Consider the following 12,324-nt stretch of genomic DNA (forward strand, 5'->3'; position numbering starts at 1 on the left):
GCCGTTCGCAGCGTGTCGCGCCGGGTGCTCAGCGACGCCGAACTGCGCACCGACGCCGAACGCTATGTGCGCCATTTCGCGGGCGGCCTGGCTGCTGCGGCCCGCGCGGGCGATGCGGCGGCGGTTCAGACCGCCCTGGCGTCGGACGCCGGACGCGCCTTCATGCTGCTGGACGCCGCTGTCGGCGATCTGGGCTAGGGAGCGACGGGACTTGACGATGCCCTCCAGTTGCCGCCACTTGCGGGTCACCGAACTGTCATGGGCGTGGCGATGGCCGGCACGATGAGCGAGATCGACAGCCTAGAGGATGCCGATCCCCGAAACGGCGACCGCCGCCCCGGCATCATCATCTGCGCCTATGAGGGCGAGGACGCGGGCTGGGATTTGGTCGAGGACCTGTCCGGCGAAATATGGAGCCCGGCGGGCGCGCGCGCCGTGCCGATCGTCGGCGACGACCCCGACGCCCTGGCCTCGACAATGGCGGCGTATCTTGGCAGCGGCGACTGCCGCGCCGTCCTGCTGGTCGGCCGCACGCACAAGGGGCAAGGCTTCCGGGTCCAGATGCGGGCCGAAAACCGGACGCTGGATCACAAGCATCGCCTGTCCAGCACCGGCCCCGGCGTCGCCCGCGCCACGGCGCCGGTCGCCGACATCGTGCGCGCCCTGACCGCTGCGGGTCTTGAAGCCGACGCTTCGTCCGAGGCGGAAGAGGACGCCGGTTCCTATCTGCTCTACCGGGTGCTGGCCGATCTGCCGGACGGGCCCTTGACGCCCTCCATCGGCCTGCTGCGCGCACCTGCCCCCGCCAATGAGGCCGCCGTGCGCAAGGGCGTCAAGGCCGCCGCCTCGGCCATGGCCAGCCACCTGACGCCCCTGCCCCGCGCCGGGTGAACGAGCGAAAGACAGGGGTCGATCTACGGTCTAGGTTGGCCAGATGATCGTGAGTCGCAAACTGATATTCTTCGCCGCCCTGAACGGCGCAATGGCGGTCGCCGTCGGGGCCTTCGCCGCCCATGGCGCGGGGCCGCAGATCAAGACGCTGTTGACCACCGGCGCCCAGTATCAGCTGATCCATGCGGTCCTGGCGGTCGCCGCCGTTCAATGGCAGGCGGGCGCAAGACTGGCGTCCATAGCCGGCTGGCTCGCGTCCGTCGGGGGCCTGATCTTCTGTTTGTCCCTGCTGCTGATCGCCTTCGTCGGCGTGCCGGCCTTCGGCGCGATCGCCCCCATCGGCGGGGTGCTGATGATCGCCGGCTGGCTGTGCCTCGCCTTGGCCGCCCTTCGTTCCTGATCGTTTCGTCCGAGTAGAAAGACCCCCTGCATGGCCTTCCCCACGCCCGCCGATCCGCGTCGCAGCCTGTATCCCGAGATCGATGCCTACGCCTCGGGCTGGATGAAGACGGAGGGCGTACACGAAATCTACTACGAGGAATCCGGCAATCCGCATGGCGTTCCGGTCATCGTGCTGCACGGCGGCCCGGGCGGCGCGGTCAATCCGGGAATGCGCCGGTTCTTCGATCCAGCCGTCTATCGGATCATCATGTTCGATCAGCGCGGTTGCGGCCTGTCGCGCCCCCACGCTTCACTGGAGGACAACACCACCTGGACCCTGATCGCGGACATCGAGCGGCTGCGGGTTTTGTGCGGCGTCGAGAAATGGGTCGTATTTGGTGGGTCGTGGGGTTCGACCCTGTCGATGGCCTACGCCATCACCCACCCCGAGCGGGTCAGGGCCCTGGTGCTGCGCGGCATCTTCCTGCTGACAAAGAAGGAGTTGCACTGGTTCTATCAGGACGGCGCCTCGATGATCTTCCCCGACGCCTGGGAGCGATTCCTGGAACCCATCCCCGAGACCGAGCGCGGCGACCTTATGGCGGCCTATTACAAGCGATTGATCGGCGACGACGTGGCCGAGCGCGAGCGCTGCGCGGTCGCCTGGTCAAGCTGGGAGGGCGAGACCGTCAGCGTGGAAGGCCCCAACGCCCGGCCCGAGAAGTTCGCGGAGCCGGAGTTCGCCGTGGCCTTCGCCCGGATCGAAAACTGGTTCTTCACCAACGCCGGCTTCTTCGAGGAGGACGGCTGGATCCTGAAGAAAGTGGACCGGATGCGGCATATCCCGTGCTGGATCGCCCAGGGTCGCTTTGATGTCGTCACGCCGATTTCCGGCGCCTGGGCCCTTCACCGCGCCTGGCCCGAGGCGCGCCTGGATATCGTGGACGACGCCGGCCACGCCTCGTCGGAGCCAGGCATCGTCGACAGTCTGGTGCGCGCCACCGACTGGGCCGCGACCGCCTGAAGCCGACCTCAGGTCAGAGAAGAAGGGGCCGCCACGTCGATCACGGGGCGGCCCTTTCGCCTGCTGGGTTCAGAACCGTCTGGAGCCGCGCTCGTCCAGGCTCCACGCGCCTGGCCCTGAGGTGAAGATGTAGAGGAAGACAAAGCAGAACAGGATGGCCGCATCGCCGCCGTTCACCGCCGGCATCGGGTCGCGCGGAAAGTGGAACATCCAATAGGCCACCGCCATCTGACCCGAGGCGATGAAGGCCGCCGGGCGAGTGAACAGGCCCAGCACCAGCAGCACGCCCGTCACCAATTCGATGGCGCCGCCGATGCCGAACAGGGAGAACAGTTCCTGCTGGCCAGGTTCGGCGCCGGCTGGGAAGCCGAACAGCTTGACCAGCCCGTGGGCCAGAAACAGCAGACCGGCGACGATCCGTAGCGCCGCCAAGGCTCTCTGCGACCACGCGCTTGCTTGGTTGAACATCGTCTTCCCTCCCTCTTCTCGCGCGCTGACGCGATGCGGATTTCACGGCCGGACCGAGGTCCGACCGTGAAGCTTGATCCGAAAATCAGGCCGCGTCCACCAACACGATCTCGGCGTCCGACAGGGCCTTGACCGTGATGACGTCTTCCTGGGCGATGGCGGCGCCGTCGCGAGCATTCAGGCGAACGCCGTTGACCTCGACCTCGCCCTTGGCCGGCACCAGATAGGCGCGACGCGCGGCGCCTATCGGATAGTCGGCGCTGTCGCCCGCATTCAGCGTCGCCGCGACAACCCGCGCATCGGTGCGGATCGACAGGGCGTCGTCATCGTCGTCGAAGCCGGACGCCAGGACTACGAACTGCCCGGCCCGTTCGCCCTTCGGGAAGGGCTTGGCGCCCCAGCTGGGCGCATCGCCGCGCCGCGTCGGTTCGATCCATATCTGGAAGATCCGGGTCAGTTCCGGCTCGGCGTTGTATTCCGCGTGCCGGATGCCTGTGCCCGCGCTCATCACCTGAACGTCGCCCGCGACCGTGCGGCCCTTGTTGCCCAGGCTGTCCTCGTGGCTGATGGCGCCGTCGCGGACATAGGTGATGATCTCCATGTCGGCGTGCGGATGGGGCGGGAAACCCGTGCCGGGCGCGATCTCGTCGTCGTTCCAGACACGCAGATTGCCCCAGCTCATCCGGTTGGGATCGTAGTAGTTGGCGAAGGAGAAATGGTGTTTGGCGTTCAGCCAGCCGTGGTTGGCGCCGCCAAGGGATTCAAACGGTCTGCGCTCGATCATCGGTGGGGTCCTTTCGCGTCGGAACCGTCCGACGCCTTTGCTTGACGACAAGATAGAGATCGGCGACCGAACAGAAATAGAAACCAACGAAACTCATTGTTTCGCTTCGAATAGGCCGCCGCATGTCACGCCTGCCCGATCTGGAAGCCCTGGCCATCTTCGCCAAGGTGGCGGAGACCCAGTCGTTTTCCGGGGCGGCGGACAGCCTGTCCCTGTCCAAGGCCACTGTGTCCAAGGCGGTGACGCGGCTGGAGCAACAGCTTCAGACCACCCTTCTTCACCGGACCTCGCGCCGGTTCGCCCTGACGGACACAGGCCGAACCCTGGCGGGCCGCGCGGCCCATATGCTGGCCGAGGCGGAAGGGGCGGTGTCAGAGGCGCTGGACATGTCGGTGACGCCGCGCGGACTGGTGCGACTGGCCGCGCCCATGTCGTTCGGCATGGCCTATGTGGCCCCCGCCCTGCCCGAGTTTCTGGCCACCAATCCCGACATCTCGATCGACCTGCATCTGGCGGACGAGGTGATCGATCTGGTCGGCGGCGGTTTCGACTGCGCCCTGCGTATCGCCGCCCTGCCCGATTCCTCGCTGACCGCGCGGAAGCTGAGGCCGGTCAAACGCGCCCTGGTCGCCTCGCCCACCTATCTGGCGCAGCGGGGGCGGCCGACCCATCCGAACGATCTGAACCGCCATGCCTGCCTCTGCTACGCCTATATGCCGACGCCCGACATCTGGCGGTTCAGCAATGCGGCGGGTGAAGAGGTGGTTGTGCGGCCGCAGGGGCCGTTGCGCGCCAACAACTCCGACGCCCTGACGGCCTCGCTGTGCGCGGGGCTGGGCATCTTCCCCCAACCGGACTTCATATACTGGAGAGATGTCTCGAGCGGCCGTCTGGAGACCGTCATGACCGACTGGAGCCTGCCGCCCATCGCCCTTCATCTGGTGGCGCCCAACAGCGGACCGCGACCCGCACGGGTCACGGCCCTGATGGACTATCTGGCCGACCGGTTCAGCAAGCCTTTGTGGCCCGGCGATACGGTCGGCCGATAGGGCGTCAGCCGCACTTCACGTCCTTGACGATGTTGGTCGCCTCGTCGAACACGAAGTTCACCCGGTTCTCGCGATAGTCCATGGTCGCAGGGCAGGTGGTGCACAGGATGCGGAAGGTCTGGCCGGTCGGAGCGCTCGGAATGGTCGAGCGATTACGCCCGACGTAGCTTTGATAATCCTCGACCTTGCACGCCTTGAAGGCGGGTTCCGATCCGCTCGTCGGCGGCGTCGTGGTCTGGGTCGGGGCGCAGGCCGAGAGCGCCAAGGCGCCGGCTGCGAGCAGCGTGCTGACGATGATTTTCATGATCCGTCCCTTTTCCTATTCGGCTCAGCCGCAGCGAACCTGTTCGATGATCCCGGTCTGCTCATTGTAGAAGATGTTCAGGCGATACGCCGAGAAATCCTGTTGCACCGGGCAGGTGGTACAGGTCACGCGACGATTGACCACCTCGACCGGCACCGGAATCTCGGTGCGCGACTTGCCGACCAGATATTGCATCTCTCCGGCCTTGCAGAAGTCTTCCGTCTGCCCGGTCGGCATCCGGCTGCCGACAGGCGGGTTCAGCTGCGCCTGCTCGACCGCGCGCGGGGCGGGCGCCTCGGACACCGGCGTCGAACAGGCCGCCAGCAGGCCCAGTAGGATCAGGCCGCCTTTTCCCAGCGCCCTTCGTCCGACTGTTTCCAATAGGCCAGATCGGCGCCCTGATCCTTCAGCGTCCTCCAGCGGCCGCGCGCGTGCTGCAGCGCCGGTTCGTCCCGCCCGTCGAAAATTATGAAGCATCGTTCGAACCCTTCCGTTGCGCCCATGTCTGCATCGTCGACAATGAACAGCGCCTGAGCGCCGTTCAGGTTCTCGCCCGTTTCGCTCAACAGCACGGGCTGTCGCTCGGCATGGGGCTGATCGGCCCGGCCGTGCGGTAGGAAGCTGTCTTCGCGAAACGTCCAGAGCAGTTCGTCCACATCGTCCAGACGATGGGAATGCGACGACTTCACCATGGCGCGCCAGCCCCGCTCGATCGTCTTTTCGAGCAGGGTCGGCAGCACCTGGTCCAGCGTGGACCGCTCCAGGTGGTAGAACCAGATTTCGGGCTTGCCGCTCATCCGGCCCTACCTATCCGACGATCAGGCTTCGTAGGTGTCGGCCACCATACGGTCCAGGGTGCGTACGGCGAAGCCGACGCCGCCCTCGGGCACGGTGGGGTTGGGGCTCTTGTTGGCCCAGGCGGTCGGGGCGATGTCCAGGTGCGCCCACGGCACGCCGTTGGTGAAGCGTTGCAGGAACAGGGCGGCGGTGATCGAACCGCCGGCGCGACCGTTGCCGGTGTTCTTTACATCGGCGATCTTGGAATCGATGTGCTGTTCGTAGATGGCCGGGATCGGCATCCGCCAGAAGTTCTCGCCCACCTTCTTGGCCGCCGCCAGGATCGGATCGGCCACATCGTCGGAGTTGGAGAAGACGCCGGCGTAGTCCAGGCCCAGCGCCACGATCATGGCGCCCGTCAGGGTGGCCAGGTCGATCATGAACCTGGGCTTGAAACGCTCCTGCGTGTACCAGAGCGCGTCGGCCAGCACGAGGCGCCCTTCGGCGTCGGTGTTGATCACCTCGACCGTCTGGCCCGACATGGACACCACCACGTCGCCAGGACGCTGGGCGTTGCCGTCCGGCATGTTCTCGACCAGGCCCAGAACGCCCACGGCGTTGACCTTGGCCTTGCGGCCGGCCAGGGCGATCATGGTTCCGGTCACGGCGGCCGCGCCGCCCATGTCCCACTTCATGTCCTCCATGCCGTCGGCCGGCTTGATGGAAATGCCGCCGGTGTCGAAGCAGACTCCCTTGCCGACGAAGGCGATAGGCTGACCACCGGCCTCGCCGCCCTTCCACTGGATCACGGCCAGCTGGCTTTCGCGACGGCTGCCCTGTCCGACGCCCAGCAGGGTGCGCATGCCCAGCTTCTCCATCTCGGCCTCGCCCAGGATTTCGACCTCCAGGCCCAGGCTTTCCAGCGCCTTGACGCGCTTGGCGAACTCGGCCGGATAGAGGACGTTTGCGGGTTCCGACACCAGGTCGCGGGCGAAGATCACACCGTCCGCCACGGCCGACAGCGGCTCCAGCGCCGCCTCAGCGGCGCGCAGGTCGGCGGTGACGACGCGAACCGCCGTGATCGACGGAATCTTGTCGGCCTTTTGCGTGGTGCGGTATTTGTCGAAGCGGTAGGCCGCCAGACGCGCCGCGAAGCCCGCCCGCGCCGCCTGCTCGGGCGTCAGGTCCGATGCGTCGATGGTCAGCACCTCGGCGCCCGACAGCTTGACCGCCGCATAGGCCGAACCGCCGAAAGCCTCGACCGCCAGATCGTCCAGCTTGGCCTTGTCGCCCGCGCCGATCAGCAGGACCGAATCCGCGTCCACGCCCGACGGGGCGGCGATCAGCAGGCTTTGGCCCGCCTTGCCGGTGAAGCGGCCCTTCGTCATCGCCTTGGTCAGGGCGCCGCCCGCCTTGCCGTCCAGCGCCGAACCGGCCGCCGTCAGGGCGCGATCTTCGAACACGAGAACCGCGACAATTTCGGCGGCGTCCACGGCGGCGACGAATTCGATCTTCATTCAACCAACTCCAGCCAGGCCCCACCCGGCGTCTGCAAAGACTAAAAGACAATGGCGCGTCCGCTTGTCGCCGACGCGCCGTGATGTGCTACTAGATGCGCCTCAATGTCGCCGCCTGCAACCGGGCGAAGTCCATCCGCCCATGACCCTGATTCAAAGATACCTTTTCCGCCAGATCCTCTTCCCGGTGGTCGCCGCCTGCGCGGCGCTGGCGGGAATCGGAATTCTGAGCCAGAGCCTGGACCAACTCCAGGTCATCGTCGAGCGGGGCCAGAGCGTGTGGATCATGGTCAAGCTGACGCTGCTGGCCCTGCCGCAGCTGCTGGCGGTGATTCTGCCCATCGGCCTGTTCGTCGGCGCCCTGATCGCCTTGACGCGGCTGCAGCGGGAGCAGGAGCTGACGGCCAGCTTCGCCGGCGGCATGACCCGGTGGCAGGTGATCTCTCCCGCCGCGCGCATCGCTGTTCTGGTCGCGCTTGTCACCCTGTTGGTCAATGTCTTCCTGCTGCCCTGGGCCCAGCAGGAGGCGCGACGCCAGGCGTTCGACATCCGAACCGACCTGGCCGCCCTTCTGGTCGAAGAGGGACAGTTCGTTCAGGGGCCTGACGGCCTGACCGTCTATGTGCAGCAGATCGAACAGAACGGCCTGCTGAAGAATCTGTTCGTCTATCTGGACGACAAGGACAAGGTCACGACCTGGAACGCCGCAGAGGCGCGATTCAGCCGTGACGCCGCCGGCACGCCGGTCCTGACGATGATCGACGGCTCGGCCCAGCGCTATTCGTCGGGCGGAGTTCTGGAGACGCTGTCGTTCGGCCGCTACGACTTCTCGCTTGCCCCGTTCGTCGGCGTGACCGACACCCTGCGCTTCAAGCCCACCGACCTCTATCTGCGGCAGTTGCTGAACCCCACGGCCAAGATCGTGGAGGTCGCAGGCACGCGCGGCGAACTGTTGGCCGAGGCCCATTCGCGGCTTTCCTCGCCTCTCTACGCCCTGGTGGCCATGGCGCTGGCCCTGTCGGCCATTCTGGGCGGATCGTTCAGCCGCACCGGCTATACGCTGCGGATCGCCAAGGCGGCGGGCCTGTTCCTGCTGCTGCGCGTCATCGGCTACGGACTGGTCGCCGGCAGCGCCTGGAACGCCAGCCTGAACGTGCTGCAATATGTCGTGCCCATCGTCGCGGTCGCCATATCCCTGCGGGTCCTGTTCCGCGCCCTGAAGCCGCGTCGCAGCCGTAGCGCCCGCGTCCTGCGCGATCTGAAGGCGAGGTTCGCATGACCGCCGTCACCCCGCGTTCGACGGCGCCGGCCCGCCGTTCGCCGCACATCCCCCGCCTGGGCGTCATCGAGCGCTATGTGCTGGTGCAGCAGTCCAGGTCGCTGGCCGTGGCGCTGGCGGTGATCGCCGGCCTGGTCATGCTGATCGACTTTGTCGAAGTGTCGCGTGGGCTGGGGTCGGATCAGGACCTGTCGGCGGTGCGGATCTTCGGCCTTGTGTTGCTGAAATCGCCCTCGGTGATCCTGCAACTCATGCCGTTCGTCTTCCTGTTCGGCACCCTGTCGGCCTTCATTGGCCTGAACCGGCGAAGCGAGTTGATCGCCATGCGTGCAGCAGGCGTTTCTGCGTGGCGGTTCGTGCTGCCAGCGGCCGGCATGGCCTTCGTCCTGGGCGTGGCGACGGTGACAGTCCTGGGACCGCTGGCCTCGGCCGGGGACGGCCTTTGGCAGCGCGAACGCGCCCGCATCTCGGGAACGGCGCCCGGCGGCGATCCGAACGCGGCGATCTGGCTGCGCGAAGGCGACGACCAACGCCAGATGATCATTTGCGCCGGCCGTCAGGACCGGGCCAACGCCCGCCTGCTGGACGTCAGCTTCTTCATCTACACCACCGCGCCCGGCGGCGGTCGCACCTTCTCGGAGCGGATCGACGCCAAGTCCGCCTCGCTGAACGCCGGAAGCTGGCGGCTGACCGATGCGGTCGGAGCCCAGATCGGCCAGCGCGCCGTCAGCTATTCCAGCCTGACCCTGGTCTCCAGTCTGGCCGACGAGGAGGCGTTCGAGCGGTTCGCCCGGCCGCAATCGACCCCCTTCTGGTCATTGCCGAACCAGATCAGCCGGATCGAGAACGCCGGCTTCACCTCCACCGCCTATCGACTGCGCTTCCAGCAGCTTCTGGCCACCCCCCTGGTGTTCGCCGCCATGTCGATTCTGGCCGCCGCCTTCTCGCTTCGCCTGATGCGGCTGGGCGATCTTGCGCGAATGAGCGGGGCCGCCGTCGTGCTGGGCTTCGCCTTCTTCTTTTTGAACCAGTTTTCGTCGGCCATGGGATCGGCCGAGGTCGTGGCGCCCTTCGTCGCCGCGTGGCTGCCGCCCGTTCTGACGGCGCTCGCAGCCTTTACCTTGCTGTTCTATACCGAAGACGGCTAATCGGGCGCTCGCTTCTCAGAATACGGATGGCCTATGCAGGGTGATCGCCACGATCGACGCCGCAACGCTTTCAGAGCAAGGCTTCTCGCCGGCGCCGCCTTGGTCGCCTGCGCGCCCCTGGCCACGCCGGTCTTCGCCCAGACCGATGCGCGCGCCACTCCGCCTGCGGTGCAGATATCCGCGCCGTCCGATGGTCTGGCGCCGAACGCCGTCTATGTGGACGCCGACAACGCCCAGCGTGTCGGCGACGCCATCGTGGTCAACGGCACGCCCGAGAACCGGGCCTACGTCCGCACGCGCGGCCATGTGCTGCGCGGCGAAAGCCTGTCCTACGATCTGAACGCAGGCTCAGCGACAGGCCAGGGCGATGTCGAGGCCATCGCCCCTAACGGCACGGTCGTCTACGCCAGCCATCTGGAGTTGGACCAGAACCTGACCACGGGCGTGGCGGTGGATTTCGCCACCCGCCTGCCCAATGGCGCCAGCCTGATGGCCGCGACGGCTGTGCGCCGCAGCGAAAACGTCAACGAGCTGAACTACGCCCGATTCACCCCCTGCCCGATCTGCGACGAGAACGGGCCGCGCCGCCCTACCATCTCGATCCAGGCCGAGCGCGTGGTTCAGGACGAACAGCTTCGCGCCATCCTGTATCGGAACGCCGTCTTCTATATCGGCCCCTTGCCGGTCTTCTACACGCCCTTCTTCGCCCACCCCGACCCCTCGGTCGAGCGAGCGTCCGGCGTCCTGGTGCCCATCGTCAACCTCGACGAGGGTCGGGGCGTGTCGGTGGAGGTTCCCTACCTCCACGTCGTCTCGCCGTCCGAAGACTGGCTGATCAGCCCGCAGATCAACACCAAGGTCGCGCCGCTTCTGAACCTGCAATGGCGGCGACGGTTCGCCGACGGCATGATCGTGGCGCGCGGCGGCTATACCAATGAGCGCAACTTCGGCGACTTCGACATCGACGGCGACGGTCGGCTGGAGAGCAACGCCCGCTTCGGCGACCGTGAGAACCGCAGCTATCTGCTGTCGCATGGCGAGTTCGATCCCGACGGGCCCTGGCGCTTCGGCTTCACGGCCGAGCGGACCTCGGACAAGACGCTGTTCGACCGCTACGACATCCGCTCGCCCTATCAGGACAACGGTCTCTACTACGGGGATCGGCGCCGGCTGATCAGCCAGATCTACGCCGAGCATCAGACCGACCGTTCCTATGTGTCGGTCGCCGCCTTCTCGATCCAGAGCCTGCGGCTCGACCCCGCCTTCGCCGCCACCGATTTCCGCGACGCCAACGGCTTCAAGGTGTTCGAGGACGATCACACCCTGTCCCTGGTCGCGCCCCTGATCGACGCCCGGTGGGAGCCGCACGAGCTGGTCATGGGCGGCCGGCTGCGGCTGAAGGGTTCGGCGGTGTCGCTGTATCGCGACCGTTTCGTCGGCGCGCCCATCCTGAACCCCGAGATCGTGCCGCCGGTCACGGAGGGCCTGACTGGCGTGGACAGCCGCCGCGTCACCGGCCAGCTGGAATGGCGGCGCACCGTCATCCTTCCGGTCGGGGTGCGGGTCGAGCCGTTCGTGGACACCCGCGTCGATCTGTATTCCATGTCCGACCTGCCGCCGATGATGGGGATCGACAGCGACGCCACGATCAGCCGCTCTCGCCTCAGCGCCGGGCTGGATGTGACCTATCCGCTGATCAAGCGCGCCGGCGACGCCGACATCATCCTGGAGCCGGTGGGCCAGTTCTCGGTGTCCAACAAGGTCGATCTGGACCCGCGTATTCCCATCGAGGACGCGCAGGTTCTCGAACTGGACGAATCCTCGCTGTTCCGCATGGACCGCTTCTCCGGCTACGACCTGCTGGAAGGCGGCGCGCGTCTGACCGCAGGGGGGCGCGCCACGATTCGCTGGTCCGAAGGACGCAAGGCCAGCCTGTTCATCGGCCGCAGCTATCGCTTCCAGCAGCAGGACGACTTCAAGACCTCCATCCCCGACGCGCCTGCGCGCCTTTACGATCCCACCGGCCTGGCGTCGGAAACCTCGGACTGGGTGGTTCAGGGCGACTTCTCGCCGTCGGATCGAATCCGCAGCTGGTTCCACGCCACCGTGGACGGATCGGGCGAGGTTCGGCGCGCCGAAGCCGCGCTGGATGGTCGCTGGGGCCGGCGCAACCAGGCCATCGTCAGCTATATCCTGGACCAGTCCAACCCCGTCGATGGTCCGTTCAACCGAAACTACGAGTTCGTTCAGCTGACGGGCCAGCAGTTCCTCTATCGCAACTGGGGTTTCACCGTCGCCGGCATCGCCGACCTGGACGAGAACGAGATCACCCGGTCCGAAGTCGGCATGCTGTTCGACGACGACTGCTTCCGGTTCGAACTGGGCTATCGCCGCGACAACACCCGCGCCCGGCCCGGCGGACCGTCCGAAGGCATCTATGTGCGCCTAAACCTCGCCACTTTCGGAGGTTCAGGTTATGGACAGGGCGACATGCGTTGAGCATGACGCTTTACGGGGCGCGACCGCCTGCCCGTCTGGCTGGCGGACCGCTGTGAGGAATCAGGACGAGCAATGGGTTTGATGCGTTATTCGACGGGGGCTGCGCTCGCGGCGGTCCTGCTCGCCGGTTCGGCCCATGGCCAGACGGCCCCGGCCCGCCCGCAAGGGTCCGCCCAAACTCCGGCTCAGACGCCGGGCCAGGG

At 66.8% G+C, this 12,324-nt stretch carries 14 protein-coding genes; 8 read left to right on the plus strand and 6 right to left on the minus strand.

The window, feature by feature from the left end; genetic code table 11:
* From RTU05_RS13945 to pip, 4 genes are all read left to right on the plus strand, one after another.
* Positions 1-198 (plus strand): hypothetical protein (locus RTU05_RS13945; RefSeq protein WP_312598961.1); only part of this gene is annotated, 198 nt, incomplete at its 5' end.
* Between the two features lie 60 nt (positions 199-258).
* Positions 259-891, plus strand: a complete 633-nt coding sequence (locus tag RTU05_RS13950) for a hypothetical protein (RefSeq protein WP_312598962.1) — start codon at positions 259-261, stop codon at positions 889-891.
* 43 nt (positions 892-934) lie between these two features.
* Positions 935-1,291, plus strand: coding sequence for a DUF423 domain-containing protein (locus tag RTU05_RS13955; RefSeq protein ID WP_312598963.1), 357 nt, complete (start codon positions 935-937; stop codon positions 1,289-1,291).
* Positions 1,292-1,321: 30 nt separating this feature from the next.
* Complete coding sequence (gene pip, locus RTU05_RS13960) at positions 1,322-2,296, plus strand: prolyl aminopeptidase (RefSeq protein ID WP_312598964.1); 975 nt, start codon at positions 1,322-1,324, stop codon at positions 2,294-2,296.
* Positions 2,297-2,365: 69 nt separating this feature from the next.
* Here the strand turns inward: pip and RTU05_RS13965 are convergent, their stop codons facing one another.
* Positions 2,366-2,764, minus strand: a complete 399-nt coding sequence (locus RTU05_RS13965; RefSeq protein ID WP_312598965.1) for a DoxX family protein — start codon at positions 2,762-2,764, stop codon at positions 2,366-2,368.
* Positions 2,765-2,849: 85 nt separating this feature from the next.
* Positions 2,850-3,548, minus strand: a complete 699-nt coding sequence (locus tag RTU05_RS13970) for a pirin family protein (protein ID WP_312598966.1) — start codon at positions 3,546-3,548, stop codon at positions 2,850-2,852.
* A 122-nt stretch (positions 3,549-3,670) separates the two neighbouring features.
* Here RTU05_RS13970 and RTU05_RS13975 point away from each other — a divergent pair, with 122 nt between their 5' ends.
* On the plus strand, positions 3,671-4,597 hold the full coding sequence (locus RTU05_RS13975; RefSeq protein WP_312598967.1) for a LysR family transcriptional regulator: 927 nt from the start codon (positions 3,671-3,673) through the stop codon (positions 4,595-4,597).
* Positions 4,598-4,601: 4 nt separating this feature from the next.
* Here RTU05_RS13975 and RTU05_RS13980 read toward each other — a convergent pair whose 3' ends face one another.
* Genes RTU05_RS13980 through RTU05_RS13995 form a run of 4 tightly spaced genes read right to left on the minus strand, consistent with a single transcriptional unit; the run spans position 4,602 to position 7,195 of the window.
* Positions 4,602-4,901: a hemolysin gene (locus tag RTU05_RS13980; RefSeq protein WP_312598968.1), complete on the minus strand. Its 300-nt coding sequence runs from the start codon at positions 4,899-4,901 to the stop codon at positions 4,602-4,604.
* Positions 4,902-4,925: 24 nt separating this feature from the next.
* The gene (locus RTU05_RS13985; RefSeq protein WP_312598969.1) at positions 4,926-5,282 is read right to left on the minus strand and encodes a hypothetical protein; all 357 of its coding nucleotides are present in this window, start codon (positions 5,280-5,282) and stop codon (positions 4,926-4,928) included.
* Positions 5,240-5,698 carry a DNA polymerase III subunit chi gene (locus RTU05_RS13990; RefSeq protein WP_312598970.1) on the minus strand — a complete coding sequence of 153 codons (459 nt, stop codon included), beginning with the start codon at positions 5,696-5,698 and terminating at the stop codon, positions 5,240-5,242. The genes RTU05_RS13985 and RTU05_RS13990 overlap by 43 nt, the downstream gene beginning before the upstream one ends.
* Positions 5,699-5,719: 21 nt before the next feature.
* The gene (locus RTU05_RS13995; protein WP_312598971.1) at positions 5,720-7,195 is read right to left on the minus strand and encodes a leucyl aminopeptidase; all 1,476 of its coding nucleotides are present in this window, start codon (positions 7,193-7,195) and stop codon (positions 5,720-5,722) included.
* Positions 7,196-7,337: 142 nt separating this feature from the next.
* Between RTU05_RS13995 and RTU05_RS14000 the strand changes: the two genes are divergently transcribed.
* From RTU05_RS14000 to RTU05_RS14010, 3 genes are all read left to right on the plus strand, one after another.
* Positions 7,338-8,474 (plus strand): LptF/LptG family permease, encoded by a 1,137-nt coding sequence (locus RTU05_RS14000; protein ID WP_312598972.1) that lies wholly within the window; start codon positions 7,338-7,340, stop codon positions 8,472-8,474.
* Positions 8,471-9,622 (plus strand): LPS export ABC transporter permease LptG, encoded by a 1,152-nt coding sequence (lptG, locus tag RTU05_RS14005; protein WP_312598973.1) that lies wholly within the window; start codon positions 8,471-8,473, stop codon positions 9,620-9,622. Before RTU05_RS14000 ends, lptG begins: the two co-directional genes overlap by 4 nt.
* 99 nt (positions 9,623-9,721) lie before the next feature.
* Positions 9,722-12,121 carry an LPS assembly protein LptD gene (locus RTU05_RS14010; protein ID WP_312598974.1) on the plus strand — a complete coding sequence of 800 codons (2,400 nt, stop codon included), beginning with the start codon at positions 9,722-9,724 and terminating at the stop codon, positions 12,119-12,121.
* The last annotated feature ends 203 nt before the right edge of the window (positions 12,122-12,324 follow it).

It is taken from the genome of Brevundimonas sp. (assembly GCF_032017145.1).
Lineage (GTDB): Bacteria > Pseudomonadota > Alphaproteobacteria > Caulobacterales > Caulobacteraceae > Brevundimonas.

What these genes read in the sequence shown, in the direction of transcription:
- RTU05_RS13995 (WP_312598971.1), bottom strand. Translation starts at nt 7,195, where the DNA reads ATGAAGATCGAATTCGTCGCCGCCGTGGACGCCGCCGAAATTGTCGCG.
- RTU05_RS13975 (WP_312598967.1), top strand. Translation starts at nt 3,671, where the DNA reads ATGTCACGCCTGCCCGATCTGGAAGCCCTGGCCATCTTCGCCAAGGTG.
- RTU05_RS13965 (WP_312598965.1), bottom strand. Translation starts at nt 2,764, where the DNA reads ATGTTCAACCAAGCAAGCGCGTGGTCGCAGAGAGCCTTGGCGGCGCTA.
- lptG (WP_312598973.1), top strand. Translation starts at nt 8,471, where the DNA reads ATGACCGCCGTCACCCCGCGTTCGACGGCGCCGGCCCGCCGTTCGCCG.
- RTU05_RS13980 (WP_312598968.1), bottom strand. Translation starts at nt 4,901, where the DNA reads ATGAAAATCATCGTCAGCACGCTGCTCGCAGCCGGCGCCTTGGCGCTC.
- RTU05_RS13955 (WP_312598963.1), top strand. Translation starts at nt 935, where the DNA reads ATGATCGTGAGTCGCAAACTGATATTCTTCGCCGCCCTGAACGGCGCA.
- pip (WP_312598964.1), top strand. Translation starts at nt 1,322, where the DNA reads ATGGCCTTCCCCACGCCCGCCGATCCGCGTCGCAGCCTGTATCCCGAG.
- RTU05_RS13970 (WP_312598966.1), bottom strand. Translation starts at nt 3,548, where the DNA reads ATGATCGAGCGCAGACCGTTTGAATCCCTTGGCGGCGCCAACCACGGC.
- RTU05_RS13950 (WP_312598962.1), top strand. Translation starts at nt 259, where the DNA reads ATGGGCGTGGCGATGGCCGGCACGATGAGCGAGATCGACAGCCTAGAG.
- RTU05_RS14000 (WP_312598972.1), top strand. Translation starts at nt 7,338, where the DNA reads ATGACCCTGATTCAAAGATACCTTTTCCGCCAGATCCTCTTCCCGGTG.
- RTU05_RS13990 (WP_312598970.1), bottom strand. Translation starts at nt 5,698, where the DNA reads ATGAGCGGCAAGCCCGAAATCTGGTTCTACCACCTGGAGCGGTCCACG.